At 55.4% G+C, this 23,682-nt stretch carries 21 protein-coding genes, 3 tRNA genes and 2 pseudogenes; 10 read left to right on the top strand and 16 right to left on the bottom strand.

The genetic code is table 11. The annotated features are described in order from the left end of the window. Window positions 1-85: 85 nt before the first annotated feature. From N2K86_RS17350 to syd, 10 genes and pseudogenes are all read right to left on the bottom strand, one after another. A pseudogene (locus N2K86_RS17350) lies at window positions 86-397 on the bottom strand (glycerate kinase); the annotation flags it as partial. Window positions 398-452: 55 nt separating this feature from the next. Further along, window positions 453-1,586: a DDE-type integrase/transposase/recombinase gene (locus N2K86_RS17355; protein WP_260659428.1), complete on the bottom strand. Its 1,134-nt coding sequence runs from the start codon at window positions 1,584-1,586 to the stop codon at window positions 453-455. Window positions 1,587-1,688: 102 nt separating this feature from the next. After that, window positions 1,689-2,522 (bottom strand): annotated as a pseudogene (locus tag N2K86_RS17360) (glycerate kinase); the annotation flags it as partial. A gap of 77 nt (window positions 2,523-2,599) precedes the next feature. Continuing rightward, window positions 2,600-3,937: a glucarate dehydratase gene (gene gudD / locus N2K86_RS17365; protein WP_260659429.1), complete on the bottom strand. Its 1,338-nt coding sequence runs from the start codon at window positions 3,935-3,937 to the stop codon at window positions 2,600-2,602. Between the two features lie 15 nt (window positions 3,938-3,952). Next, on the bottom strand, window positions 3,953-5,293 hold the full coding sequence (locus N2K86_RS17370; protein WP_260661713.1) for a glucarate dehydratase family protein: 1,341 nt from the start codon (window positions 5,291-5,293) through the stop codon (window positions 3,953-3,955). Beyond that, complete coding sequence (gene gudP, locus N2K86_RS17375) at window positions 5,293-6,648, bottom strand: galactarate/glucarate/glycerate transporter GudP (protein WP_260659430.1); 1,356 nt, start codon at window positions 6,646-6,648, stop codon at window positions 5,293-5,295. The genes N2K86_RS17370 and gudP overlap by 1 nt, the downstream gene beginning before the upstream one ends. Before the next feature lie 336 nt (window positions 6,649-6,984). Further along, on the bottom strand, window positions 6,985-7,434 hold the full coding sequence (locus N2K86_RS17380; RefSeq protein WP_260659431.1) for a flavodoxin: 450 nt from the start codon (window positions 7,432-7,434) through the stop codon (window positions 6,985-6,987). 15 nt (window positions 7,435-7,449) lie between these two features. Further along, complete coding sequence (gene truC / locus N2K86_RS17385) at window positions 7,450-8,235, bottom strand: tRNA pseudouridine(65) synthase TruC (RefSeq protein WP_260659432.1); 786 nt, start codon at window positions 8,233-8,235, stop codon at window positions 7,450-7,452. Further along, a complete protein-coding gene (locus N2K86_RS17390; protein ID WP_260659433.1) occupies window positions 8,232-8,561 on the bottom strand; it encodes a YqcC family protein in 330 nt (109 codons plus the stop codon). The genes truC and N2K86_RS17390 overlap by 4 nt, the downstream gene beginning before the upstream one ends. Window positions 8,562-9,193: 632 nt before the next feature. Beyond that, entirely contained in the window at window positions 9,194-9,739 is a 546-nt protein-coding gene (gene syd, locus N2K86_RS17395; protein ID WP_260659434.1) for a SecY-interacting protein, read from the bottom strand. A gap of 69 nt (window positions 9,740-9,808) precedes the next feature. On the opposite strand from syd, the gene queF reads away from it, so the two are divergent. The 5 genes from queF (at window position 9,809) to xni (ending at window position 16,235) form a co-directional block, all read left to right on the top strand. After that, entirely contained in the window at window positions 9,809-10,651 is an 843-nt protein-coding gene (gene queF, locus N2K86_RS17400) for an NADPH-dependent 7-cyano-7-deazaguanine reductase QueF (protein ID WP_260659435.1), read from the top strand. Window positions 10,652-10,767: 116 nt separating this feature from the next. Beyond that, a complete protein-coding gene (gene ppnN, locus N2K86_RS17405) occupies window positions 10,768-12,132 on the top strand; it encodes a nucleotide 5'-monophosphate nucleosidase PpnN (RefSeq protein ID WP_100166313.1) in 1,365 nt (454 codons plus the stop codon). 514 nt (window positions 12,133-12,646) lie between these two features. Beyond that, a complete protein-coding gene (locus N2K86_RS17410; RefSeq protein ID WP_260659436.1) occupies window positions 12,647-13,936 on the top strand; it encodes an HAAAP family serine/threonine permease in 1,290 nt (429 codons plus the stop codon). A gap of 63 nt (window positions 13,937-13,999) precedes the next feature. Then, the gene (locus N2K86_RS17415) at window positions 14,000-15,367 is read left to right on the top strand and encodes an L-serine ammonia-lyase (protein ID WP_260659437.1); all 1,368 of its coding nucleotides are present in this window, start codon (window positions 14,000-14,002) and stop codon (window positions 15,365-15,367) included. A gap of 112 nt (window positions 15,368-15,479) precedes the next feature. Continuing rightward, window positions 15,480-16,235 (top strand): flap endonuclease Xni, encoded by a 756-nt coding sequence (gene xni, locus N2K86_RS17420; RefSeq protein ID WP_260659438.1) that lies wholly within the window; start codon window positions 15,480-15,482, stop codon window positions 16,233-16,235. Window positions 16,236-16,297: 62 nt separating this feature from the next. Here the strand turns inward: xni and rlmM are convergent, their stop codons facing one another. From rlmM to N2K86_RS17440, 4 genes are all read right to left on the bottom strand, one after another. After that, window positions 16,298-17,398: a 23S rRNA (cytidine(2498)-2'-O)-methyltransferase RlmM gene (gene rlmM, locus N2K86_RS17425; protein WP_260659439.1), complete on the bottom strand. Its 1,101-nt coding sequence runs from the start codon at window positions 17,396-17,398 to the stop codon at window positions 16,298-16,300. Then, window positions 17,391-17,786: a DUF423 domain-containing protein gene (locus N2K86_RS17430; protein ID WP_260659440.1), complete on the bottom strand. Its 396-nt coding sequence runs from the start codon at window positions 17,784-17,786 to the stop codon at window positions 17,391-17,393. Before N2K86_RS17430 ends, rlmM begins: the two co-directional genes overlap by 8 nt. Before the next feature lie 39 nt (window positions 17,787-17,825). Next, window positions 17,826-18,743, bottom strand: coding sequence for a glycine cleavage system transcriptional regulator GcvA (gcvA, locus tag N2K86_RS17435; protein WP_010435102.1), 918 nt, complete (start codon window positions 18,741-18,743; stop codon window positions 17,826-17,828). Between the two features lie 349 nt (window positions 18,744-19,092). Beyond that, on the bottom strand, window positions 19,093-19,320 hold the full coding sequence (locus tag N2K86_RS17440) for a YgdI/YgdR family lipoprotein (RefSeq protein ID WP_010435104.1): 228 nt from the start codon (window positions 19,318-19,320) through the stop codon (window positions 19,093-19,095). A gap of 192 nt (window positions 19,321-19,512) precedes the next feature. Here N2K86_RS17440 and csdA point away from each other — a divergent pair, with 192 nt between their 5' ends. After that, a complete protein-coding gene (gene csdA, locus N2K86_RS17445) occupies window positions 19,513-20,718 on the top strand; it encodes a cysteine desulfurase CsdA (RefSeq protein WP_260661714.1) in 1,206 nt (401 codons plus the stop codon). Further along, complete coding sequence (gene csdE, locus N2K86_RS17450) at window positions 20,718-21,164, top strand: cysteine desulfurase sulfur acceptor subunit CsdE (protein WP_260659441.1); 447 nt, start codon at window positions 20,718-20,720, stop codon at window positions 21,162-21,164. Before csdA ends, csdE begins: the two co-directional genes overlap by 1 nt. Here csdE and tcdA read toward each other — a convergent pair. Next, window positions 21,155-21,961, bottom strand: coding sequence for a tRNA cyclic N6-threonylcarbamoyladenosine(37) synthase TcdA (gene tcdA, locus N2K86_RS17455; protein ID WP_006811804.1), 807 nt, complete (start codon window positions 21,959-21,961; stop codon window positions 21,155-21,157). The two genes, csdE and tcdA, sit on opposite strands and share 10 nt — an antisense overlap. Before the next feature lie 75 nt (window positions 21,962-22,036). After that, window positions 22,037-23,134 carry a murein transglycosylase A gene (gene mltA / locus N2K86_RS17460; RefSeq protein WP_010435113.1) on the bottom strand — a complete coding sequence of 366 codons (1,098 nt, stop codon included), beginning with the start codon at window positions 23,132-23,134 and terminating at the stop codon, window positions 22,037-22,039. 208 nt (window positions 23,135-23,342) lie between these two features. Between mltA and N2K86_RS17465 the strand changes: the two genes are divergently transcribed. From N2K86_RS17465 to N2K86_RS17475, 3 genes are all read left to right on the top strand, one after another. Then, window positions 23,343-23,419 (top strand) — tRNA-Met (locus tag N2K86_RS17465). A gap of 44 nt (window positions 23,420-23,463) precedes the next feature. Beyond that, a tRNA-Met gene (locus N2K86_RS17470) sits at window positions 23,464-23,540 on the top strand. A 44-nt stretch (window positions 23,541-23,584) separates the two neighbouring features. After that, window positions 23,585-23,661, top strand: a tRNA-Met gene (locus N2K86_RS17475). Window positions 23,662-23,682 lie beyond the last annotated feature (21 nt).

The following is a 23,682-nucleotide window of genomic DNA, read 5'->3' on the forward strand; positions in this document are numbered from 1 at the left end:
AAAGCCCAGTGGCGCTACGCTTACCGGGCCTACAGGAGCACGAACGTAGGCCGGGTAAGGCGAAGCCGCCACCCGGCAATCACAGTTAAAATTCCTTCCCTACTTTCAGCGCCGCCGCGATATTCCTCGCGGCCATCTGCACATTCTTGCTGGCATTTTCAAGCGCGTCTTCCAGTGAGCAGATCGTGTAGATCACGCTAAACACCGCATCAATGCCGTGATCGTGTACCACACCAACGTCCGCCGTCAGGCTTCCTGCAATACCGATAACGGGTTTGTTAAAGCGTTTCGCCACTTTCGCCACGCCCACAGGGACTTTGCCGTGGATCGTCTGGCTGTCGATGCGACCTTCACCCGTGATCACCAAATCCGCATCGGCCACCTGGTCGGCCAGGTGTTGTATGACCGGATACATAGGTGACAGATCAGACCGGGAACATAGGTAACACTTTTCAGTCTATCCGGTGCACACTCTCGGTTTTTCGGTCGTAGTACGCAAGCGTTATTCCATTAAAGATGATGGCCTCCAGGCCATCATCCTTTTCTTCCAGCATGATGTATTCGCCAGTCAGTGCTTCACTCAGGAACACCGTCCCCTTTTTCCCCATATAGAGTGTCCCCCTCGATTTCACCCTGTAGACCGCACCTCCTTCCGGGTAAACATATTCAGGAACACGGCCATCCCAGCGTCGGTTCGAGGGTTGCCATACCGTTCCGGGCGTTGCACCCGCCAGGGCTTCATGTGGCCTTTCGTAATTAAATTCTTTCCGGTAGTCACTGAACCACCGCTGTTGTTCTTCCATCGTCATGAAGGTGTTGCCCTGTTTCACCGCACTTTTCAGGGTGCGGTGCATTCGCTCATGGCGGCCATTTTCTTCCGGATGACCCTTTCTGATACGCTCCGGCCTGATGCCCAGCTTGATTAGCCAGACGGCAAGACGACTTAGTCCGGCTATCCCTGTTCCCGCGAAGGGCTGACCGTTATCGGTTCTGAGTACTTCCGGCAGACCGTATTCCAGAAACGCATCTGTCAGGCACTTTCTGACGAAGGGCTCGCTCTCCCGGTCCGTTCCCCGGCAGCTCAGAAGATACCGGCTGTGATTGTCGGTCAGGGTGAAGGGATGGCAGTACTCTCTGCTCAGCAGCCTGAACTTGCCTTTAAAATCAGCGCTCCAGACCTGGTTATTCTCGCTGATGGTCGTCAGGGGCTGGCGATTGCCCGGGGTTCTGCGTTTTCGCTTTTTATCCGGAACCAGGCCTTCACGCTTGAGGATATCGCCGATAGTGCTGGCAGCAGGTACGGTAAAATCGACATGATGGTTGAGCATCCACATCCGCAGTTTTTTGGGGCCCCAGTCAGGGTGTTTTTGCCTCAGGGCCGTAAGTTGTGCGGCGATATCATCAGGAACTGTCCGGGAGTGGGAGTGCGGAGCGCGCGACCGGTCAGAAAGAGATGACAGGTCAGAGGGGTCAAAACGCTGAAGCCATTTGTAGCCGGTTTTTCGACTGATGCCGAAGAGACGGCAAAGAGCGGAGAAGGAGTCCGTACCTGCATGGCAGGCACGGATAAAATCAAGGCGTTGCATAGGTCGGGTCTCAGTCCAGGGCATAGCGAGTCTCCTCTTCTATGCCAGTTATAACTGTTACCCATGTATCCGGTCTAAAGTGTTACCCATGTTTCCGGTTCATACCTGTAGCGCATCGGTCACAATCTCAATACCCTGGCGCAGCTGCGCGCCGCAAAAGGCGTACAGCGCCGCCCCCATGCCACCCGCCGCGCCGCCGCCAGCAAGGTTTAGCACATCGATATCCAGATCCCGGGCAATGACTCTCGCATACTGTGCCAGCGCGTTGTCCAGGGTAACGATCATCTCGGGTGTGGCCCCTTTTTGCGGGCCAAATACGGCTGACGCACCATCCTTTCCGGTGAGCGGATTCGTCACATCACAGGCAACTTCTATCCGGCACTCCGCCAGACGGCTGTCCAGCCCGCTCAGGTCGATACGCGCGAGTTTTCCCAGCTCGCCCCCGCCCTGCCCAAGAGGCTGCCCGCTGTCGTCCAGCAGCTTTGCGCCCAGCGCCTGCACCATGCCCGCGCCGCCGTCATTCGTCGCGCTACCGCCAATGCCGATAATAATATGCTTAACGCCCGCATCCAGCGCATGGCGGATGAGCTCACCCGTTCCCCACGAGGTAGTGAGCAGCGGGTTACGCCTGGAAGGCGTGACAAGTTCCAGACCGCTCGCCGCCGCCATCTCAATAAACGCGCTCTGCTCGTCACCGGAAAGCCCGTAAAAACCGTCTACGCGCTCACCCAACGGGCCGGTGACGGATACGGGGACAATACGCCCATGAGTGGCCGCGACCATGGCTTCCACGGTCCCTTCTCCACCATCCGCAACCGGAAGTTTGACGTACTCTGCCGTCGGAAAAATTTCGCGAAAACCGTTTTCAATCGCCGTCGCGACCTCAAGCGCGCTCAAACTTTCCTTATACGAGTCCGGTGCGATAACAATTTTCATAAGCCATCCTTACGCATGTTGATTACGTTAAGCATACACCACGTAAATGACCGCCCATGGGAGCGGTCCCAGTACGTTTATCGTACCATGCATGGACGCTTGTTGTCGAATGTCCAGTCAGGGATCAGATATTGCATCGCCAGCGCATCGTCACGCGCGCCCAGCCCGTGTTTCTGATAGAGCTCATGCGCTTTCATCACCTGGTCCATATCCAGCTCAACGCCCAGCCCCGGCGTGGCTGGCACCTGCACCATACCGCCTTTGATTTCAAGTGGCTGCTTAGTAAGACGCTGATTGCCCTCCTGCCAGATCCAGTGGGTATCGATGGCGGTGATCGTGCCCGGCGCGGCAGCGGCGACGTGAGTGAACATCGCCAGCGACACGTCGAAGTGGTTGTTGGAATGTGAGCCCCAGGTCAGGCCGAACTCGTGACACATCTGCGCCACGCGCACCGAACCCTGCATCGTCCAGAAGTGCGGGTCCGCCAGAGGAATATCGACGGACTGAAGGGATAAGGTATGCCCCATCTGGCGCCAGTCGGTAGCGATCATATTGGTTGCCGTTGGCAAACCGGTGGCGCGGCGAAACTCGGCCATCACCTCGCGCCCGGAGAAGCCCTGCTCGGCCCCACACGGATCTTCCGCATAGGCCAGCACGCCTTTGAGCTGCTTACCGATTTTAATCGCTTCATCAAGCGACCATGCGCCGTTCGGATCCAGCGTCACGCGCGCCTGCGGGAAACGTTTTGCCAGCGCGGTAATGGCTTCTGCTTCTTCTTCCCCTGCCAGTACGCCGCCCTTCAGTTTGAAGTCGTTGAACCCATATTTTTCGTACGCGGCTTCGGCCAGACGCACGACCGCGTCAGGAGTCATCGCTTCATCGTGGCGAACGCGGTACCAGTCGCAGTGCTCATCCGGCTGGCTCTGGTATGGCAGCGGCGTCAGCTTGCGGTTGCCAACAAAGAACAGATAGCCCAGCATTTCCACTTCTGTGCGCTGCTGCCCCTCGCCCAGCAGGGACGCAACGTTCACGCCAAGATGCTGACCAAGCAGATCCAACATTGCTGCCTCAATACCGGTGACCACGTGAATGGTCGTACGCAGATCGAAGGTTTGCAGCCCGCGCCCGCCCGCATCGCGGTCCGCAAAGGCGCTACGCACGCTATTGAGAACATTTTTGTATTCGCCGAGGGTTTTCCCCACCACCAGCGGAATGGCGTCCTCCAGCGTTTTGCGGATCTTTTCCCCGCCCGGAATTTCGCCCACGCCCGTATGGCCGGAATTGTCTGTGATAATCACGATATTGCGGGTAAAGAACGGCGCATGTGCGCCGCTCAAATTCATCAGCATGCTGTCATGGCCCGCAACCGGAACGATCTGCATGGAAGTGACTACAGGGGTAGAAAATGTGCTCATGGTTCAATCCTTTTATCAGTGACGTCCAAAAACAGGGCGCTTACGGTCAAATGTCCAGCCGGGGATAAGATACTGCATCGGGCCCGCGTCGTTACGCGCGCCGCCAGGCAACCTCTTATACGCCTCATGCGCTTTGTGGATCTGATCCCAGTCAAGCTCCACGCCCAGCCCCGGCGCATCCGGTACGGCAATGCTGCCGTTTTTGATCTCCAGCGGATTTTTCGTCAGTCGGGCTTCCCCCTCCTGCCAAATCCAGTGGGTGTCGATGGCGGTCGGGTTACCCGGTGCCGCCGCGCCAACGTGAGTAAACATCGCCAGCGAAATGTCGAAATGGTTGTTGGAGTGACAGCCCCAGGTCAGCCCCCAGTCGTCACACAGCTGCGCCACGCGCACCGCGCCGGACAGCGTCCAGAAGTGCGGGTCAGCCAGCGGAATGTCCACCGAATTCAACATCACTGCGTGCCCCATTTCACGCCAGTTGGTCGCGATCATGTTAGTGGCAACCGGCAGCCCGGTGGCGCGACGAAACTCGGCCATCACTTCCCGACCAGAGAAGCCCTGTTCGGCACCGCACGGATCTTCTGCGTAGGTCAGTACATCGCCCAGACCTTTACAGAGCGAGATGGCCTCATCCAGTAACCATGCGCCGTTCGGGTCAACGGTGATCCGCGCATCGGGGAAACGCTTTTTCAGCGCGCGGGCAGTTTCAATTTCCTGCTCGCCAGGCAACACGCCGCCTTTCAGTTTGAAATCTTTAAAGCCGTAGCGGTCCTGTGCGGCTTGCGCCAAACGCACCACCGCCTCACCGTTGAGCGCCTCTTGATGGCGCAGGTGATACCAATCATGGTTGCCCGGCGAACGTTCCAGATATGGCAGATCGGTTTTATTACGGTCGCCTACGTAGAACAGGTAGCCCAACACCGTTACCGCATCGCGCTGCTTACCTGGCCCCAGCAGTTCGCAGACCGGGACATTCAGTGCCTTACCGAGCAAATCGAGCAGAGCGGCTTCCAGCGCGGCAACCGCATTGACGCGCAGTTCAAACGTCCAGGCACCTTTTCCGAAGGTATCAAAGTCAGCAGACTGGTTACCCTTATGCACCCGCTGAACCACTTTGTTCAGACGGGCCACTTCCTGGCCCACCACCTGTGGAATGGCATCAACCAGCGTCTGGTAAATCACCTCTCCTCCCGGTGCTTCGCCCACGCCGGTATTCCCCGCGCTGTCGGTCAGTACCACGATATTGCGGGTAAACCAGGCGTTATGCGCACCGCCAATATTGAGCAGCATGCTGTCCTGTCCGGCCACCGGGATGACCTTCATCTCAGTGACGATAGGACTTGATTGCGTTGTCATCATCCACGCTCCCCTACAGGTTTAAGTTCGACGCGTTTGATATCGCCGACAAGCACCAGGTAACTCAGCACCGCTACCAGCGCATGCACCCCTACGTAAATCAGCGCACCGTTAAAGGAACCGGTGGTGCCAACGATGTAGCCGATAGCGATTGGCGTGACAATCCCGGAAATATTGCCGAACATGTTGAACAGACCGCCGCTCAGGCCGCTGATCTCTTTTGGTGCCGTATCCGCCATCACCGCCCAGCCCAGCGCGCCAATCCCTTTGCCAAAGAAGGCCATCGCCATAAAGCCGATAATCATCCACTCTGCGCTGACGTAGTTACAGAACACCATGGTCATGGAGAGCAGCATACCGAGCACAATCGGCGTTTTACGGGCGATATTCAGCGAGCCGGTGCGGCGCATCAGCCAGTCGGAAATCACGCCGCCCAGCACACCACCGACGAATCCGCAGATCGCCGGAACCGAGGCGACAAACCCCGCTTTGAGGATCGACATGCCGCGAGCCTGCACGAGATAAACCGGGAACCAGGTGATGAAGAAGTAAGTTAAGGCGTTGATGCAATACTGGCCCAGATAGATACCGATCATCATGCGCGAGCCAACGAGCTGCTTGATCTGCGCCCATTTCTGGCTGAACGGGACTTTTGCTTTTGCGGATTTCTGATCCATGTTGATCAGCGCTCCGCCTTCCGCGATGTACTCCAGCTCCTTCTTGTTCACGCCCGGGTGTTGATTGGGTTCGTGGATCACTTTCAGCCAGATAAAGCTGATGATGATCCCAAGCCCACCCATAAAGAAGAAGACATGTGACCAGCCCACCTCATGCGTCAGCCAGCCCATGATTGGCGCGAAGATAACCGTGGCGAAGTATTGTGCAGAGTTGAAAATCGCGACCGCGGTTCCTCTCTCCTGCGCCGGGAACCAGGCTGCGACAATGCGGCTGTTCCCCGGGAATGACGGTGCTTCCGCTAAGCCTACCAGGAAGCGCAGCGTGAAGAGCGCCACGATAATGCCGAAGCCGCTGAAGATATCGACGAAACCCTGCAACAGGGTAAACATCGACCAGATAAAGATGGACCAGAAATAGACCCGTTTTGAGCCAAAGCGGTCAAGCAGCCAGCCGCCAGGAATTTGGCCGATGACATAGGCCCATGAAAATGCGGAGAAAACATACCCCATGCCCACGGGATCAAGCCCGATATCTTTCGCCATTTCAGAACCGGCAATCGACAGCGTGGCGCGGTCACCATAGTTAAAGGACGTGACGATAAACAGCATCACCACTATCCAGTAGCGGGCATTGGTGCGCTTTTCAGCGCTGCTCGCTGCGTGGCTTAATGTACTCATTGTTGCACTCCTGAAACATAGCTTTCGCCTGGTTCATTCTGTACAGCACCGGTAGGGTAATCAGAATGAGATTTGTGTTTTGTCGTTTTGGTACGGCCTGAAGCCGTTTTTATAGTGACCGGAAAAGTATATGAAGGAGTGACTCTTCTCCTCACCGTGCAAAAACACAGTATTGAAGGGTGTGCGAGAGGTTGTTTATGGCATAAGCCCAGGAGAGTGGAAGGTGGTTCACGGAATTGAGGTTTGGTGCGGGGTGTATTGCCGGGTGGCGGCTTCGCCTTACCCGGCCAGAAAAACCCGTAGGCCCGCGCAAGCGAAGCGCCGCCGGGCAGCGTGTTATTTAAGAAGTGAGGCCCAGTTCTCCACCCACGGGTTTGATTCGCTTTCTGGCTCCGGGTGCTCCCCGGCATCAATCAGCAGTATCTCGCCGACGCGCTGGGCGCTCTGTTCCTGCAGGAGCGCATCGAACTGCTTGCCGCCGCCGCAGAAGTTGGCGTAAGAGCTGTCGCCCAGGGCAATGATGCCGTAATGCACGTTCGGCTGATAGCCAAGCTGGTCTTTAATGCCCTGGAACAGCGGCACGATGCTGTCCGGCAGATCGCCCTGCCCGGTCGTGGAGGTCACCACCAGAATGTATTTATCTTGATACTTTTCCCAGTCGGCCAGTTCCGGGTCTTCATAGACCGTGGCTTTATGGCCCTGACTGGCGAGTATTGCCTCAGCCTCTTCCGCTACCAGCAGCGAGTTGCCGTACATTGTGCCGACAAAAATGCCTACTTCAGCCATGCTTTGCTCCCTTAATTATTGCGCTTGCTGTTCATCCTGAACGTTGCCCGGTACAAACTCAACCCTTTCATTTTCGGGGAGTTGTCCCAGCCAGCCAAATTGTGACAGCGCCTGCATCCAGACGTCGTCCAGCCCCGCGCGGATAGTCAGCGGTTCGCCGGTGAACGGATGCGTCAGGCTCAGCTCGCTGGCGTGCAGCATCAGGCGATGGCAGCCAAAATGCTCGGCCGCGCTGCGGTTCTGGCGCAAATCACCGTGCTTGCTGTCGCCAATAATCGGGTGGCGCAGGTGCGCAAGGTGGCGGCGAAGCTGGTGCTTGCGCCCGGTTTTAGGCAAAAGTTCAACCAGGCTGTAGCGTGTGGTCGGAAACTTGCTGGTCGCCACCGGCATTTCGGTCGTCGCCATGCCGCGATAATCCGTCACCGCTGGCTGCGGGCCTTTATCATCACGGGCAAATTTATCGGCGATTTTATCCAGTTCCTCCACCAGCGGATAGTCGAGCGTGGCGGCTTCCGTCAGCCAGCCGCGCACAATCGCGTGGTAGCGCTTTTGCATCTGGTGCTGTTCAAACTGCTGCGAAAGCAGACGTCCCGCCTCGCTGGAAAGCCCCATCAGCAGCACGCCGGAGGTTGGACGGTCCAGACGATGGGCGGTAAACACATGCTGACCAATCTGGTCGCGAACGGTCTGCATCACCACCACTTTCTCATCGCGATCGAGCCAGCTGCGGTGCACCAGCCAGCCCGACGGCTTGTTGACCGCCACCAGCCACTCGTCCTGATAGAGGATCTCAAGCGTCATGCATCGTCACCGGCAAAAAGCGCATCCAGACGTTCTAACTCAACCAGCATAACCTCGCGCGCGGGATGGGCCGCTTCCAGCGCCATTTCATAATAGGGAGAGACGGCAAAGGTCTGCGGCAGCGGATGGCCGCCGTCCAGCAGAGCGTGCATGCGCGGAATCAACACCCACTGCAGCCACTCAAACGGAGCCAGCGTATCCAGGCAGAATGGCTGGGTACTTGCGAATGCTTCTGGCTGCGGCGCGAGCTCCTGCCACAGCTGATGTTGGCGCAAGAGTGCTTCGATGGCGTGCAACTGGGCACGAACGCTATCGTGTTGCGTCATAGTCACCTCAACTGAAAAACTGAACGGCGCGCAGCATAGCATTGCAGAACGCAGAAATAAAAAAAGGGAGCACTGTAAAAACAGTGCTCCCGGTTCGTTCCGCAGCATTCCAGCTACAATTCGTGCTCCCTGCTCATCCGTGACAACTTTTCCTGATGCCCGAAGGCCTGGTCATCCGTCTACCTTTCGCATCCTGCTCACATCATCCTGACGTGATTGTTTCATCCTGAAACGTCCTGGCCTTCCTGACCCGCCGACCATCCTGACCGGCTCTCGTTCTCCTTCCTGGAGGTGTCCCTTACGCATCCTGCGTTATCCACTTTGCTTCATCCTGAAGCCTTCCTGCAGCGCCATCCTGACGAGTCCTGAGTAAGAAACGCCATCATCCTGATGTTCGTTTCTCGTGTCGGCTTCCTGTCGACGGAGATAGAATCCGCTATTCCGCTTCGTCTTACAACCCACCCCGCGAGCGCTGTAGGAGATCAGAAATCCCTAAAAACGATGCAATGAACAAGTAATCCATTGAAAAACAGCGTAATATTAATCTTAATTAAATGAGGTAATACTGAATGATCCAGCGATCTCTCACAAACCTTGTAAGAGATCTCTCACACGTGCCGTAGCATCATGGATTACAGAAGTGGCTCAAGTCGGGTGAGGAAATCCGCAAGAGAGGGGGCGAGAGTCTCGCGATTGCGGGTGCCGATCGTCTCTTTAACCACTTCACCTGACAGGTTACAGACGGAGATAACGTCAAGTTCGCTGTCCAGCGTGGCAATAAAGAGCGTCGGAGAAAGCTTAAGGCGCTTTTGCGTGACCAGGTGACCAATCAGGTTTTCCTGTACACGCCGCAGATCGTCTTCGCTCCAGGTCTGCAACAGCGTCAGCGTAATATCGGCAAAGCGCGCAGGCATATCCCCTGCGAACTGCGCGGTATAAAACGCGTGAACCGCTGGTTGTACCACAATGTCCATTGCCCGTTCAACCGCATTTACATTTTGCTCGCCTGCAAAGGGTTTCGGCTGCCAGATCACGTAATCGTCGATCGAAGAGATAATGCACGGCGAGGGTACGCCATATAAATCAGCGCTTTGCGGCCACGTCCCCTGTTTTTCATGCCATGCATCGCAATAGCGGGTCGTGAAGGTCGTCAGGGCATTTGCAGTTTCGATATCCACCGATTTCTCTCTTCTTGTAAGACAGGATAAACTCAGGCCATAAGTGTACCTGTAAAGTGGCTATGAAACATGTCTTACGAAAATCATCAGGCGTTAACCGGCTTAACGCTGGGTAAATCGACCGATTACCGCGACACCTACGATGCAAGCCTTCTGCAGGGCGTGCCCCGCAGCCTGAACCGCGACCCGCTTGGGTTACACGCGGACGCGCTGCCGTTTGTCGGCGGCGACATCTGGACGCTGTACGAACTCTCCTGGCTTAACGCGCGCGGGCTGCCGCAGGTGGCCGTGGGCCACGTCGAGCTGGATTACGCCAGCGTTAACCTCGTCGAGTCCAAAAGCTTCAAGCTTTATCTCAACAGTTTTAACCAGACAACATTCAACAGCTGGGAAGACGTCCAGACTACGCTGGAGCGGGATTTACGCGCCTGTGCACAAGGAGACGTTGCCGTATCGCTGTATCGCCTGAATGAGCTGGAAGGGCAGCCTATTGCCCACTTTAACGGTGCCTGCATTGACGATCAGGACATTGAAGTTGAAAGCTATGAGTTCAGTACCGACTACCTCGAAAATGCGGCAAGCGGAAAGGTGGTTGAAGAGACGCTGGTGAGCCATCTGCTGAAATCCAACTGTCTGATCACCCACCAGCCAGACTGGGGCTCGGTGCAGATCCAGTATCGCGGGCCGAAAATCGACCGTGAAAAACTGCTGCGCTACCTGGTGTCGTTCCGCCATCACAACGAATTCCACGAGCAGTGCGTGGAGCGCATCTTTAACGACATTATGCGTTTCTGCGAGCCAGAAAAGCTGAGCGTTTATGCGCGCTACACCCGCCGTGGCGGGCTGGACATCAACCCGTGGCGTACCAATACCGATTTTGTGCCTGCAACGGGCCGTCTGGTGCGTCAATAATATAAATATTTTCACAATATGCGCGGTATCTTCCGCGCTTTAGGTTGTGAAACGTCACGCGCCAGGGCTATTGTAATCAACAGGGAAAGACGATAATCGTCCCGTAAGGAGCTCACTTGATTACACATATTAGCCCGCTTGGCTCAATGGATATGTTGTCGCAGCTGGAAGTGGACATGCTTAAACGCACGGCCAGTAGCGATCTCTATCAACTGTTTCGTAACTGTTCACTTGCCGTACTGAACTCCGGAAGCCTGACCGACAACAGTAAAGAGCTGCTGTCTCGCTTCGAAAGCTTTGATATCAACGTGCTGCGCCGCGAGCGTGGCGTGAAGCTTGAAGTCATCAACCCGCCGGAAGACGCCTTTGTCGACGGGCGCATTATTCGCTCTCTGCAGGCCAACCTGTTTGCCGTGCTGCGCGACATTCTGTTTGTTAACGGGCAGATCCATAACGCTGGCCGCTTCCAGCATCTCGACCTGGAAAGCTCGGTCCATATCACCAACCTGGTGTTCTCGATTCTGCGTAACGCACGTGCCCTGCACGTGGGCGAAGCACCGAACATGGTCGTCTGCTGGGGCGGTCACTCCATTAACGAGACCGAATACCTTTATGCGCGTCGGGTGGGCACCCAGCTTGGCCTGCGCGAGCTGAATATCTGTACCGGCTGCGGTCCGGGCGCAATGGAAGCGCCAATGAAAGGTGCCGCAGTGGGACACGCGCAGCAACGCTATAAAGAAGGACGTTTTATCGGTATGACCGAGCCGTCCATCATCGCGGCTGAGCCGCCTAACCCGCTGGTTAACGAACTGATTATCATGCCGGATATCGAGAAACGTCTTGAGGCGTTTGTCCGTATCGCCCACGGCATTATCATCTTCCCGGGCGGCGTGGGCACGGCAGAAGAGCTGCTTTATCTGCTGGGTATTCTGATGAACCCGGCCAACAAAGATCAGGTTCTGCCGCTGATCCTGACCGGGCCGAAAGAGAGCGCAGATTACTTCCGCGTGCTGGACGAATTTATCGTGCACACGCTGGGTGAAGCGGCGCGTCGTCACTATCGCATCATCATTGACGATGCCGCAGAAGTGGCTCGCCAGATGAAGAAAGCGATGCCACTGGTGAAAGAGAACCGTCGTGATACCGGGGATGCTTACAGCTTTAACTGGTCAATCCGCATCGCGCCGGACCTGCAGATCCCGTTTGAACCTTCGCATGAAAATATGGCGAACCTGAAGCTCTACCCCGATCAGCCAGTGGAAGTGCTGGCAGCCGATCTGCGCCGCGCCTTCTCCGGTATTGTGGCGGGTAACGTGAAAGAGGTGGGGATCCGCGCCATTGAAGAATTTGGGCCGTATAAGATCCACGGTGACCCGGAGATGATGCGTCGCATGGATGACATGCTGCAGGGCTTTGTCGCCCAGCACCGCATGAAGCTGCCGGGCTCGGCCTATATTCCTTGCTACGAAATCATCAAATAAGATTTCAACCTGCGCTTTTAAAGCCGGATCCTGTCCATCAGGATCCGGCTTTTTTATTACTGATGCAATTCATAGACATCATTTATGGTATTTATATCTTTCACCCACACGCAAACGATTACCTCGTTTTCGGAACCGTAAAATATCAGCCTTAATCTAAATTACCTGCCAGAAAATCCTAAAAACCTATTTCTTTACAGCGTAACCCTCCTAACTCGCGGGCCAGCCTTTCAAGCCACATGTCGTTAATGGTAGCCTTCGCGCCCGTAAATTCTCTTTGACGTTTTTTTGACAGATAAATGGTCTAAACATGCCCACATAGAGAGTGGATTATTGCAATTGGGATCAGGATCACTGAAGGATTCATAACGAAAATGTATCTTTCCGCCCGCCAATAGTTACGGGTGAAAATTATTAAAAAACCGTCACTGAACGAATTTCATATTACCGTCAGGCACTTTTTCATCGGATTTGACTAAAAAACCTGACAATTTGCTTCCTCCAGGAGATACAGATGGAAACCACTCAAACCAGCACCGTTGCTTCGATTGATTCCCGAAGTGGTTGGCGCAAAACGGATACCATGTGGATGCTTGGCCTTTACGGCACAGCAATCGGCGCTGGTGTACTGTTCCTTCCTATCAACGCAGGCGTCGGCGGTCTGATTCCGCTGATCATCATGGCTATCATCGCTTTCCCGATGACCTTCTTTGCACACCGCGGCCTGACCCGCTTCGTGCTGTCCGGTAAAAACCCGGGCGAAGACATCACCGAAGTGGTTGAAGAGCATTTCGGCGTGGGCGCAGGTAAACTGATTACTCTGCTCTACTTCTTCGCGATTTACCCAATCCTGCTGGTTTACAGCGTGGCGATCACCAACACCGTTGGAAGCTTCATGGCGCACCAGCTGCACCTGACGCCGCCACCGCGTGCCATTCTGTCTCTGATCCTGATCGTGGGCATGATGACCATCGTGCGCTTCGGCGAACAGATGATTGTGAAAGCGATGAGCGTGCTGGTCTTCCCGTTCGTTATCGCTCTGATGGTGCTGGCCTGCTACCTGATCCCAAACTGGAACGGTGCGGCACTGGAAACCCTGTCCCTGAGCAGCGCATCTGCAACCGGTAACGGCCTGTGGATGACCCTGTGGCTGGCGATCCCGGTAATGGTGTTCTCCTTCAACCACTCTCCAATCATCTCCTCCTTCGCCGTAGCGAAGCGCGAAGAGTACGGTAATGGTGCAGAGAAGAAGTGCTCCAGCATCCTGGCTCGCGCTCACGTGATGATGGTGTTGACCGTGATGTTCTTCGTGTTCAGCTGCGTACTGAGCCTCTCCCCAGCCGATCTGGCTGCGGCGAAAGAGCAGAACATCTCCATCCTGTCTTACCTGGCAAACCACTTTAACGCACCGGTTATTGCATGGATGGCACCGATCATCGCGATGATCGCTATCACCAAATCCTTCCTCGGCCACTACCTGGGCGCGCGTGAAGGCTTTAACGGTATGGTGATTAAATCTCTGCGCGGTAAAGGCAAGAGCATTGAAATCAACAAGCTGAACAAAATCACTGCACTGTTCATGCTGCTCACCACCTGGGCGGTAGCGACCCTGAACCCAAGCATCCTGGGTATGATTGAAACCCTGGGCGGCCCGGTCATCGCGATGATTCTGTTCCTGATGCCGATGTACGCGATTCAGAAAGTCCCTGCGATGCGTAAATACAGCGGCCATATCAGCAACGTGTTCGTTGTGATTATGGGCCTGATTGCCATCTCCGCTATTTTCTACTCGCTGTTCAGCTAATACCTCCTGCGCCGTCCTCGGGCGGCGCACTCCTCCCCTCTGACTGATAGCAATGGACGCATCATGATTAGCGTATTCGATATTTTCAAAATCGGTATTGGTCCTTCCAGCTCTCACACCGTCGGACCAATGAAAGCCGGTAAACAATTCACGGATGACTTGATTGCACGCGGCATCTTGCACGACATCACCCGCGTGGTCGTCGATGTATACGGTTCCCTTTCCCTGACGGGTAAAGGCCACCATACCGATATCGCCATTATTATGGGCCTGGCGGGTAACCTGCCGGATACCGTTGATATTGACGCGATCCCTGGCTTCATCCAGGACGTAAACACCCACGGTCGTTTGCTGCTGGCGAACGGCGAGCACGAAGTTGAGTTCCCGGTTGATCACTGCATGAATTTCCATGCGGACAACCTGTCGCTGCACGAAAACGGCATGCGCATTACCGCGCTGGCTGGCGACAAAGCGGTGTACAGCCAGACGTATTACTCTATCGGTGGCGGTTTTATTGTCGACGAAGACCATTTTGGTCAAACCAACAATTCTGCTGTTGACGTGCCCTACCCCTACAAAAACGCGGCGGATTTGCAGCGTCACTGCCAGGAGACGGGCCTGTCCCTTTCCGGCCTGATGATGAAAAACGAACTGGCGCTGCATAGCAAAGAAGAGCTGGAACAGCACTTTGCAAACGTTTGGGACGTGATGCGCGGCGGTATCGAGCGCGGGATCACCACGGAAGGCGTTCTGCCGGGCAAGCTGCGCGTACCGCGCCGTGCGGCAGCGCTGCGCCGTATGCTGGTGAGTACCGACAAAACCACGACTGACCCGATGGCAGTGGTGGACTGGATCAACATGTTCGCGCTGGCGGTAAACGAAGAGAACGCCGCGGGCGGCCGTGTTGTTACCGCACCAACCAACGGTGCGTGCGGTATCGTTCCGGCGGTGCTGGCGTACTACGACAAGTTTATCCGCGAAGTGAATGCTAACTCTCTTGCGCGCTATCTGCTGGTCACCAGCGCGATTGGCTCACTGTACAAAATGAACGCCTCTATTTCCGGGGCGGAAGTGGGCTGTCAGGGTGAAGTTGGCGTAGCCTGCTCCATGGCGGCGGCGGGTCTGGCTGAGCTGCTTGGCGCAAGCCCGGCGCAGGTGTGCATTGCGGCAGAAATCGGTATGGAACATAACCTGGGGCTGACCTGTGACCCGGTTGCCGGACAGGTTCAGGTACCGTGCATCGAACGAAACGCGATTGCCTCCGTGAAGGCGGTGAACGCGGCACGTATGGCGCTGCGCCGCACCAGCGAACCGCGCGTCTGTCTCGATAAAGTTATCGAAACCATGTACGAAACCGGTAAAGATATGAACGCCAAATACCGCGAGACCTCCCGCGGTGGCCTGGCGATGAAGATCGTGACCTGCGATTAAGCCTCTCAGGAAGCCTCGTTTTGCGAGGCTTCTTCCTGTTTTCCCCACCATTCATAGTTTCATGCTGCTGACAGTGTTACCCTTCACGCATTAGATAGAAGGGAGATTATCTGTGGCCGTTCATTTACTTATCGTCGATGCACTCAACCTGATTCGCCGTATCCACGCGGTACAGGGCACGCCCTGTAAGGACACCTGCCTGCACGCGCTGGAACAGCTTATCCGCCACAGTGACCCCACCCACGTGGTCGCGGTATTTGATGACGAAGCCCGCAACACGGGCTGGCGACACCAGCGTCTGCCTGACTACAAAGCCGGACGCGCACCGATGCCGGACGATCTTCATGCAGAGTTACCTATGATACGCGCGGCATTTGAACAGCGCGGCGTTCCCTGCTGGGGCGCACAGGGAAATGAAGCCGACGATCTCGCGGCTACCCTGGCCGTAAAGGTCGCGAGCGCCGGGCATCAGGCCACTATCGTTTCAACTGACAAAGGCTACTGTCAGCTGCTCTCGCCGACTGTACGCATTCGTGACTATTTTCAAAAGCGCTGGTTGGACGCGCCGTTTATTGCCAGCGAGTTCGGCGTCTCGCCTGAGCAACTGCCGGATTACTGGGGGCTTGCAGGCATCAGCAGTTCTAAGGTTCCGGGTGTTGCCGGTATTGGGCCGAAGAGTGCCGCGCAGTTGCTGACGGATTTTCAAAGTCTGGAAGGGATTTACGCCCGTCTGGACGAGGTGCCAGAAAAATGGCGCAAGAAGCTGGAGGCGCATAAAGAGATGGCGTTTATCTGCCGGGAAATCGCAACGCTCCAGACGGATTTACAGCTGGACGGGAATTTACAGCAGTTGCGTTTAGAACGTTAAAACGACGACTCGGTTTTGTAGGCCCGGTAAGCGCAGCGCCACCGGGCAAAACAAAGCACGCACTATCGCTCGTCGCGACGCCCCCCCACGGCCGCCCACCAGCGACGAATATGCACCGTCACCTCTTCGCGGTCGTGATACAGCTGACGCGCCTGGATCTCCACGTTAATACCGTGTTCGTCCAGTTGCTCCTGAATGTAGGCCAGGTTCTGCGACACTTCCTCATAGCGCTTTTTCATCGGCAGCTTGAGGTTGAAAATGGTCTCACGACACCAGCCGTTCACCAGCCAGGAGGCCATGAGCGCGGCCACTTTCGCCGGTTTCTCAACCATGTCACACACCATCCAGGAGATGTTGTTGCGGGTTGGACGGTAGCGGAAACCATCTTCCCGCAGCCAGGTGACCTGTCCGGTATCCATCAGGCTTTGCGCCATTGGGCCGTTATCAACGGACGATACCCACATGTTGCGTTTCACCAGCTGATAGGTCCAGCCGCCCGGACACGCGCCCAGGTCGACGGCGTACATGCCGTTTGCCAGACGCTCATCCCACTCATCCGCCGGGATAAAGACGTGGAACGCCTCTTCCAGCTTGAGCGTGGAACGGCTTGGCGCATCGGACGGGAAGCGCAAACGCGGGATGCCCATAAAGAAGGGCGAGTTGTTGGTGGTATAGGAATAGCCGGTATAGCAGCAGCCAGGGGCGATAAAGAAGATATGCACCACCGGACGCTTCGGCGTTTCGTAGTTCGTCAGCACGCCCGCATCACGCAGCGCCGCGCGCAGCGGCACGGTAAATTTGCGGCAGAACTTCATCAGCTCTTTGCTTTCGTTGGTGTCAGCAACCTCAACGCGCAGATCGCCGCCCTTCTCCACCACGCCCTGCAGCATGCCGACAATCGGCGTAATGCGGTCTTCCGGCGGCAGATCTTTCAGCAGCTCGCCCGCGACAAACATCTGACGCGCGAAGATCAGCGAGCTAAACGGCAGCTCGCGTGCCAGCTTGTCTGCGTCTTCTGGCTGATAGCACTCGAATATCACATAACCCGCGTTCTCTTTTACGCGGGCAAAACCGAAGACTTCGCGCTTCGCGGCTTTATCCGTAATTTCCGCGGCGCACTCTTTCTCAAACCCCGGGCGACAATATAAAACAACCTTATTCATGAACAACGCCCTTGCGTTTCAGACGGATGGCTCCGATGAACATTAATACCCAACCCGCCAGGAAGCTAAAGCCGCCGACAGGTGTAACAAACGCCCACAGGCGCAAATGCGAGAGCGCAAGGCAGTACAGGCTACCGCTGAACAACACGGTACCCAGCGCCATAAATACGCTACTCCAGTAAAACCAGATGCTGATGCGGCGCTGCATTGCCACCGCCAGCCCAAAGATTGCCAGGGTGTGAAACGCCTGATATTCAAGGCCGGTCTGGATCCAGCCCATCTCTACCACCCCTAACGTTTTGCTTAACACATGCGCGCCAAAAGCACCCAGTGCCACAAAAATAAAGCCACTCACCGCGGCAAAAATCAGCATGAATCGGCTGGTCATGTTTCAGTCCTAAAGTGATGCGTGCACAGCACACAAAAGTTATTGTTCATACCTGAAGCGGAATTTTTCTTGCTCGTTTGCCGCTTTAGACAGGATCCACTGTCGGAAAGCGGCTATTTTACCCAGTTCTGCCTGACTGTCATGACAAACCAGATAAAACGCATTCTTGCTGACCAGAACATCATTAAACGGGCAGACCAGACGGCCAGCCTCAATTTCAGACTGTGCCATCACGTTGTTCGCCAACGCGACGCCCTGCCCGTGAATAGCAGCCTGTAACACCATCGCGCTGTGGCTAAAAATGGGTCCCTGCTGCACATTTATATGGTTAAGACCTAATTGGCGGGTATAAGTTTGCCAGTCACGGCGAGAAGCATCATGCAAAAGCGTATGTTGCGCCAAATCAGCGGGTGTTTTCAGCGCCTTGTCGCCTGTCAGCAGCAGCGGCGAACAAACAGGGAGCAGATATTCTGCGTATAATTTTTCAACACGCAAGCCCGGCCAGTTGCCACGACCATAAAAAATGGCGACATCCACATCGTCAGCCAGTTTGTCTTCCTGACGATCCACGGCCTGGATTCGAACGTCAATTCCCGGATAAGCTGAGTTAAAGCTTGAGAGTCTTGGCACCAGCCACTGAATGGCAAAACTGGGCAATAAACTGACCGTCAGCGCGCCTTTGGCACTCCTGGCCTGCAGTTTCCGAGTGGCTTCCGTCAGTTGGGAAAAAATCTCTTTAATATCCTGAAAATAGCTCTGACCTTCTTCAGTCAGAAGCAAGGAGCGGTTGCGTCGACGGAACAGCTTAAGCCCCAGAAAATCCTCCAGGGACTTGATTTGATGACTTACTGCGGCCTGAGTCACAAAAAGCTCATCTGCTGCGCGGGTGAAACTCAGATGACGTGCTGCTGCATCAAAAACACGTAATGCATTAAGAGGTGGCAATCGCTTCGACATGGTTATCTGGCTTAGATGTTAACAAGATTTAACATATAGGAAACAACGTTTAACCTATTAGTTTTTTTTATCTGAGCCATTATAATTTGTCCGTTGAGGAACTACCAGCAAATACCTATAGTGGCGGCACTTCCTGAGCCGGAACGAAAAGTTTTTTTGGAATGCGTGTTCTGAAGGGCTTTTGGCTTACGGTTGTGATGTTGTGTTGTTGTGTTTGCAATTGGTCTGCGATTCAGACCACGGTAGCAACGCTACCAATTTTTCACTTCCTGTACATTTACCCTGTCTGTCCATAGTGATTAATGTAGCACCGCCAACTTGCGGTGCTTTTTTTTCGCTTATCTTGCTGTTAATGCTCGATTTCTTTCATCTCTTTCACATCACTGCGATTGATTTGCTGTTTGTTCCCGTTTGCATCTTTATACGAAATCATCCCAGTATCATTATCGGTAGACGGTTTCCCTTCCGAAACGATAGATCGACCATCGTTGGTATGCATCACGTAGTTATTACCGGAACAAGCGCTCAGGGCAAAAGTAAACACACAGGCTGAGATGATTGCGGCTGTCTTTTTCATGATTATTCTCCTTTAGCAATTAATGCTATTCAAACCTCGATTTATAACAGGCTAAAACATCCACCTAACACTATTTAGCATAACCTGCTTTTCCGAGGTCGCCAGGATATGCAGACAAATCTTATAGATACCAACCTCCTTGCCCTGCCGATGAAATTGCGCGACGATCGCTCTATCGACATGAGGAATTCCATGAACGCTTTCAGTCCTGCGCACTTTCGCGCACAGTTTCCGGCGCTGGCCGATGCCGGTATTTACCTTGATAGCGCTGCCACGGCCCTGAAGCCTCAGGCGGTCATTGAAGCAACGCAGCAATTCTACAGCCTGAGTGCAGGCAATGTGCATCGCAGCCAGTTCGCTGAAGCGCAGCGTCTTACTGCGCGCTATGAGGCCGCTCGCGATCGGGTCGCACGGCTGATTAATGCCGAAAGCGGGAAAAATATCGTCTGGACGCGCGGCACCACCGAGGCCATCAATATGGTGGCCCAGTGCTACGCACGTCCACGGCTTCAGCCGGGCGATGAAATCATCGTCAGTGAGGCTGAACATCATGCCAACCTGGTGCCGTGGCTGATGGTGGCAGAGCAAACGGGCGCGCGAATGGTGAAGCTCCCGCTGGGTGCCGATTTACTGCCGGACGTGGCGCGTTTACCTGAGCTGATCACCCCCCGCAGCCGGATTCTGGCACTGGGGCAGATGTCTAACGTTACCGGTGGCTGTCCAGATCTGGCTAAAGCCGTTGCGATCGCCCATGCCAGCAATATGGTGGTGATGGTCGACGGCGCGCAGGGCGTGGTGCATTTTCCGGCGGATGTGCAAACGCTGGATATTGATTTCTATGCCTTCTCAGGGCACAAGCTGTACGGGCCAACCGGCATCGGAGCCTTGTACGGCAAGCCTGAACTGCTGGCGCAAATGACGCCATGGCTCGGCGGCGGAAAGATGATCGCCGAAGTCACCTTCGACGGCTTTAAAACCCAGGAGGTGCCTTACCGTCTGGAAGCCGGTACGCCGAACGTGGCGGGCGTGATTGGCTTAAGCGCGGCGCTTGAGTGGCTGGAAGAAACGGACGTGGCTCAGGCTGAAAGCTGGAGCCGGGGTCTGGCTACGCTTGCAGAAGAAGAGCTTAAAAAACGCCCCGGCTTCCGCTCGTTCCGCGTGCAGGATTCCAGCCTGCTCGCCTTTGATTTTGCAGGCGTGCATCACAGTGATATGGTCACGCTGCTGGCGGAATATGGCATTGCCCTGCGCGCCGGACAGCACTGTGCTCAGCCGCTGCTGGCGGCGCTTGGCGTTAGCGGTACGCTACGTGCTTCCTTCGCGCCTTATAACACACAAAGCGATGTTGACGCGCTGGTAGCCGCCGTTGACCGCGCCCTTGAACTACTGGTGGATTAATGACGAGTTCCTCTCTGGCCGGGCATCCGTTCGGCACCGCGATCACCGAAGAGACGTTAAAACAGACCTTCGCCCCGCTTGCACAGTGGGAAGATAAATATCGCCAGCTGATCCTGCTGGGTAAACAGCTCCCGGCTCTTTCAGACGATCTCAAAGCGCAGGCGAGAGAGATTGCAGGCTGTGAAAACCGCGTCTGGCTGGGGTATAGCGTCTCCGGCGAGAAGCTGCACTTCTTTGGCGACAGCGAAGGCCGTATCGTCAGAGGGCTGCTGGCGGTGCTGTTAACTGCCGTGGAAGGGAAAAGCGCGGCGGAATTGCTGGCACATTCGCCGCTGGCGTTATTTGATGAGCTTGGGCTGCGCGCGCAGCTCAGCGCCTCTCGCGGTCAGGGGTTGATCGCGCTCAGCGACGCGGTACTGGACGCAGCGCGTCAGGCTCAGGCCTGACGTTCCGCCTTCGCCATCATCTTCTTCAGGGCGTGTGAGACCGCCACAAAGCCAAAGGAGGCGGTCACCATGGTGGCCGCACCAAAGCCGGAGGCGCAATCCATTCGTTTTGGCCCTTCCGCCGTACTCTTCATCGCACAGACTGACCCATCAGCCTGGGGATAAACCAGCGCTTCAGTTGAGAACACACAGTCAACGCCCAGCTTGCCTTTGCTGTTCTTCACCACGTTGAAGTCGCTTTTCAGGCGTTCGCGCAGCTTGGCGGCCAGCGGGTCCTGAATGGTTTTCGCCAGATCGGCCACCTGGATCTGCGTCGGATCGATTTGCCCGCCCGCCCCGCCCGTCGTGACCAGCGGCACCTTGTAGCGACGGCAGTATGCGATCAGCGCCGCTTTTGGCCGCACGCTGTCGATGGCGTCAATCACGTAGCTGTAGCCTTTGCTCATGTACTCCGCGACGTTATCTGCCGTCACAAAGTCGTCGATCACCGTCACGCGGCACTCGGGGTTGATGAGACGAATACGCTCCGCCATCACCTCAGACTTCGCCAGCCCGACGTTATCACGCAGGGCGTGAATTTGACGGTTGGTGTTGGTCACGCAAACGTCATCCATGTCAATCAGCGTGATTGCGCCAATACCGGTTCTCGCCAGCGCTTCTGCCGCCCACGACCCTACACCACCAATGCCCACGACGCAGACATGCGCATCCGCAAACAGCTGCAGGGCTTTTTCACCATATAAACGTGCCGTACCGCCAAAACGCTGGCGCCAGGCGTCGCTGATTACCACAGACATAAAACCTCAGATGTAAAAAGGGTGAGGTTTTCCTCACCCTGAACAGTAATCCGTATTGCGCTCAGAATACCACAATCAGCCGCTGAATACGTTTCCGGCACCCGGTGCTGCCTTCAGCACCCATACGCGTCCGTAGTGGTTATACCAGCCCGCGCGATGGCCGGCATCCGGGCCAATGCCCTGATAGATGTCGAAGTGCTGGCCTTTGATTGCGCCGCCGACGTCCAGCGCCACCATCAGGCGTAACTCATACTTGCCGTTGAATTTGCCGTTATTATCCAGCAGAGGAACCTCAGCAAGCAGCGTGGTGCCCGCAGGAATAATCGACCGATCTGAGGCGACCGATGCGCGACCAATCAACGGTACCGCACTCGCCCCTTTCACCGGCGCGAAGTTTTGCGGTTTGAAGAAGACGAACGACGGGTTCTGCTCCAGCAGCTCACGCACTTCGGCTTCGCTGTGTTTCTCGCCCCACTCGCGGATCGCCTGCATCGACATATCTTCTTTCTTCACTTCGCCGCGGTCGATCAGCACCTTACCGATGCTGCGATAGGCATGGCCATTTTTGCCGGAATAGCTGAAGAAGTTAAGCGGCGAACCATCACCGAAATCAATGTACCCGCTGCCCTGAACATCCATGATGAAGTTATCCATCAGCGAGTTGCTGTAGGCCAGGATGTAATTTTCGCTCAGCGCCCCGGAGTAGATCTCTGCACGAGACGGCAAGCGGCCGCGTTTTGGCGGCATACGGTAGATAGGATACTGGAACTCGCCCTGGCGGGTGTGTCTCGCCTGAATCACCGGCGTGTAATACCCGGTGAACTGAACGTTGCCGTAGTTATCCGCCCCTTCCATCTGCCAGGCATCAATACCAAACTGGCGCATATTACGCGTATCACCGCCCGCACGCAGCCAGTCCTGTACCGCGCTATAGACATTATTCTGTGAGCCATACAGACGCGGTGACGCATTGCGGATCTGGTAGACCTGCTCGGAGAAATCTCCGGCATTGATCGGTGCGCCGACCGCATCAGGCTGATTAACTAAAGAGAAAGGCTGGGATAACTTCCCGTCTTTATACTGTTGACCGCGATCGGTCGGTTTGGAAGAACAGGCCGCAAGAATCGCTACCATTGCGCCCGTCATCAGATACTTCGCCCAACGTCCTTTCATTATATCTCGTCTTTAAGTTGCCCTTATCCGCGTGATGAAGATAACAAACCACCAGGGCTAATGAAATGCAATCACATGCCCTTTGGCAAATTTTGCGCAAAAAATAGTCCAAACAGTGCCATGTCGTTCAATTTGCATACAAAATCATGATTTATGTGAAAAAGGGGTTGCATCACAAACCTAACCGAGTATAGTGCGCATCCACGGACGCGGGGTGGAGCAGCCTGGTAGCTCGTCGGGCTCATAACCCGAAGGTCGTCGGTTCAAATCCGGCCCCCGCAACCAATTAAAATTTGATGAAGTATCTTCTACGACTGTAGAAAGACGGACGCGGGGTGGAGCAGCCTGGTAGCTCGTCGGGCTCATAACCCGAAGGTCGTCGGTTCAAATCCGGCCCCCGCAACCAATCAAATTTGAAGAAGTAAGTTTCTACGACTGTAGAAAGACGGACGCGGGGTGGAGCAGCCTGGTAGCTCGTCGGGCTCATAACCCGAAGGTCGTCGGTTCAAATCCGGCCCCCGCAACCAACACTTCTAAAACAATAAACA

This window comes from Enterobacter mori (assembly GCF_025244905.1).
GTDB classification, from domain to species: Bacteria; Pseudomonadota; Gammaproteobacteria; order Enterobacterales; family Enterobacteriaceae; genus Enterobacter; species Enterobacter mori_A.

Excerpts from the sequence above, each read along its gene's own strand:
- csdE (WP_260659441.1), top strand. The coding sequence starts at position 20,718 with ATGACGAGTTCCTCTCTGGCCGGGCATCCGTTCGGCACCGCGATCACC.
- queF (WP_260659435.1), top strand. The coding sequence starts at position 9,809 with ATGTCTTACGAAAATCATCAGGCGTTAACCGGCTTAACGCTGGGTAAA.
- N2K86_RS17355 (WP_260659428.1), bottom strand. The coding sequence starts at position 1,586 with ATGCAACGCCTTGATTTTATCCGTGCCTGCCATGCAGGTACGGACTCC.
- N2K86_RS17380 (WP_260659431.1), bottom strand. The coding sequence starts at position 7,434 with ATGGCTGAAGTAGGCATTTTTGTCGGCACAATGTACGGCAACTCGCTG.
- mltA (WP_010435113.1), bottom strand. The coding sequence starts at position 23,134 with ATGAAAGGACGTTGGGCGAAGTATCTGATGACGGGCGCAATGGTAGCG.
- csdA (WP_260661714.1), top strand. The coding sequence starts at position 19,513 with ATGAACGCTTTCAGTCCTGCGCACTTTCGCGCACAGTTTCCGGCGCTG.
- N2K86_RS17410 (WP_260659436.1), top strand. The coding sequence starts at position 12,647 with ATGGAAACCACTCAAACCAGCACCGTTGCTTCGATTGATTCCCGAAGT.
- rlmM (WP_260659439.1), bottom strand. The coding sequence starts at position 17,398 with ATGAATAAGGTTGTTTTATATTGTCGCCCGGGGTTTGAGAAAGAGTGC.
- truC (WP_260659432.1), bottom strand. The coding sequence starts at position 8,235 with ATGACGCTTGAGATCCTCTATCAGGACGAGTGGCTGGTGGCGGTCAAC.
- N2K86_RS17370 (WP_260661713.1), bottom strand. The coding sequence starts at position 5,293 with ATGACAACGCAATCAAGTCCTATCGTCACTGAGATGAAGGTCATCCCG.
- N2K86_RS17440 (WP_010435104.1), bottom strand. The coding sequence starts at position 19,320 with ATGAAAAAGACAGCCGCAATCATCTCAGCCTGTGTGTTTACTTTTGCC.
- N2K86_RS17390 (WP_260659433.1), bottom strand. The coding sequence starts at position 8,561 with ATGACGCAACACGATAGCGTTCGTGCCCAGTTGCACGCCATCGAAGCA.
- N2K86_RS17430 (WP_260659440.1), bottom strand. The coding sequence starts at position 17,786 with ATGACCAGCCGATTCATGCTGATTTTTGCCGCGGTGAGTGGCTTTATT.
- tcdA (WP_006811804.1), bottom strand. The coding sequence starts at position 21,961 with ATGTCTGTGGTAATCAGCGACGCCTGGCGCCAGCGTTTTGGCGGTACG.
- gcvA (WP_010435102.1), bottom strand. The coding sequence starts at position 18,743 with ATGTCGAAGCGATTGCCACCTCTTAATGCATTACGTGTTTTTGATGCA.
- N2K86_RS17415 (WP_260659437.1), top strand. The coding sequence starts at position 14,000 with ATGATTAGCGTATTCGATATTTTCAAAATCGGTATTGGTCCTTCCAGC.
- gudD (WP_260659429.1), bottom strand. The coding sequence starts at position 3,937 with ATGAGCACATTTTCTACCCCTGTAGTCACTTCCATGCAGATCGTTCCG.
- gudP (WP_260659430.1), bottom strand. The coding sequence starts at position 6,648 with ATGAGTACATTAAGCCACGCAGCGAGCAGCGCTGAAAAGCGCACCAAT.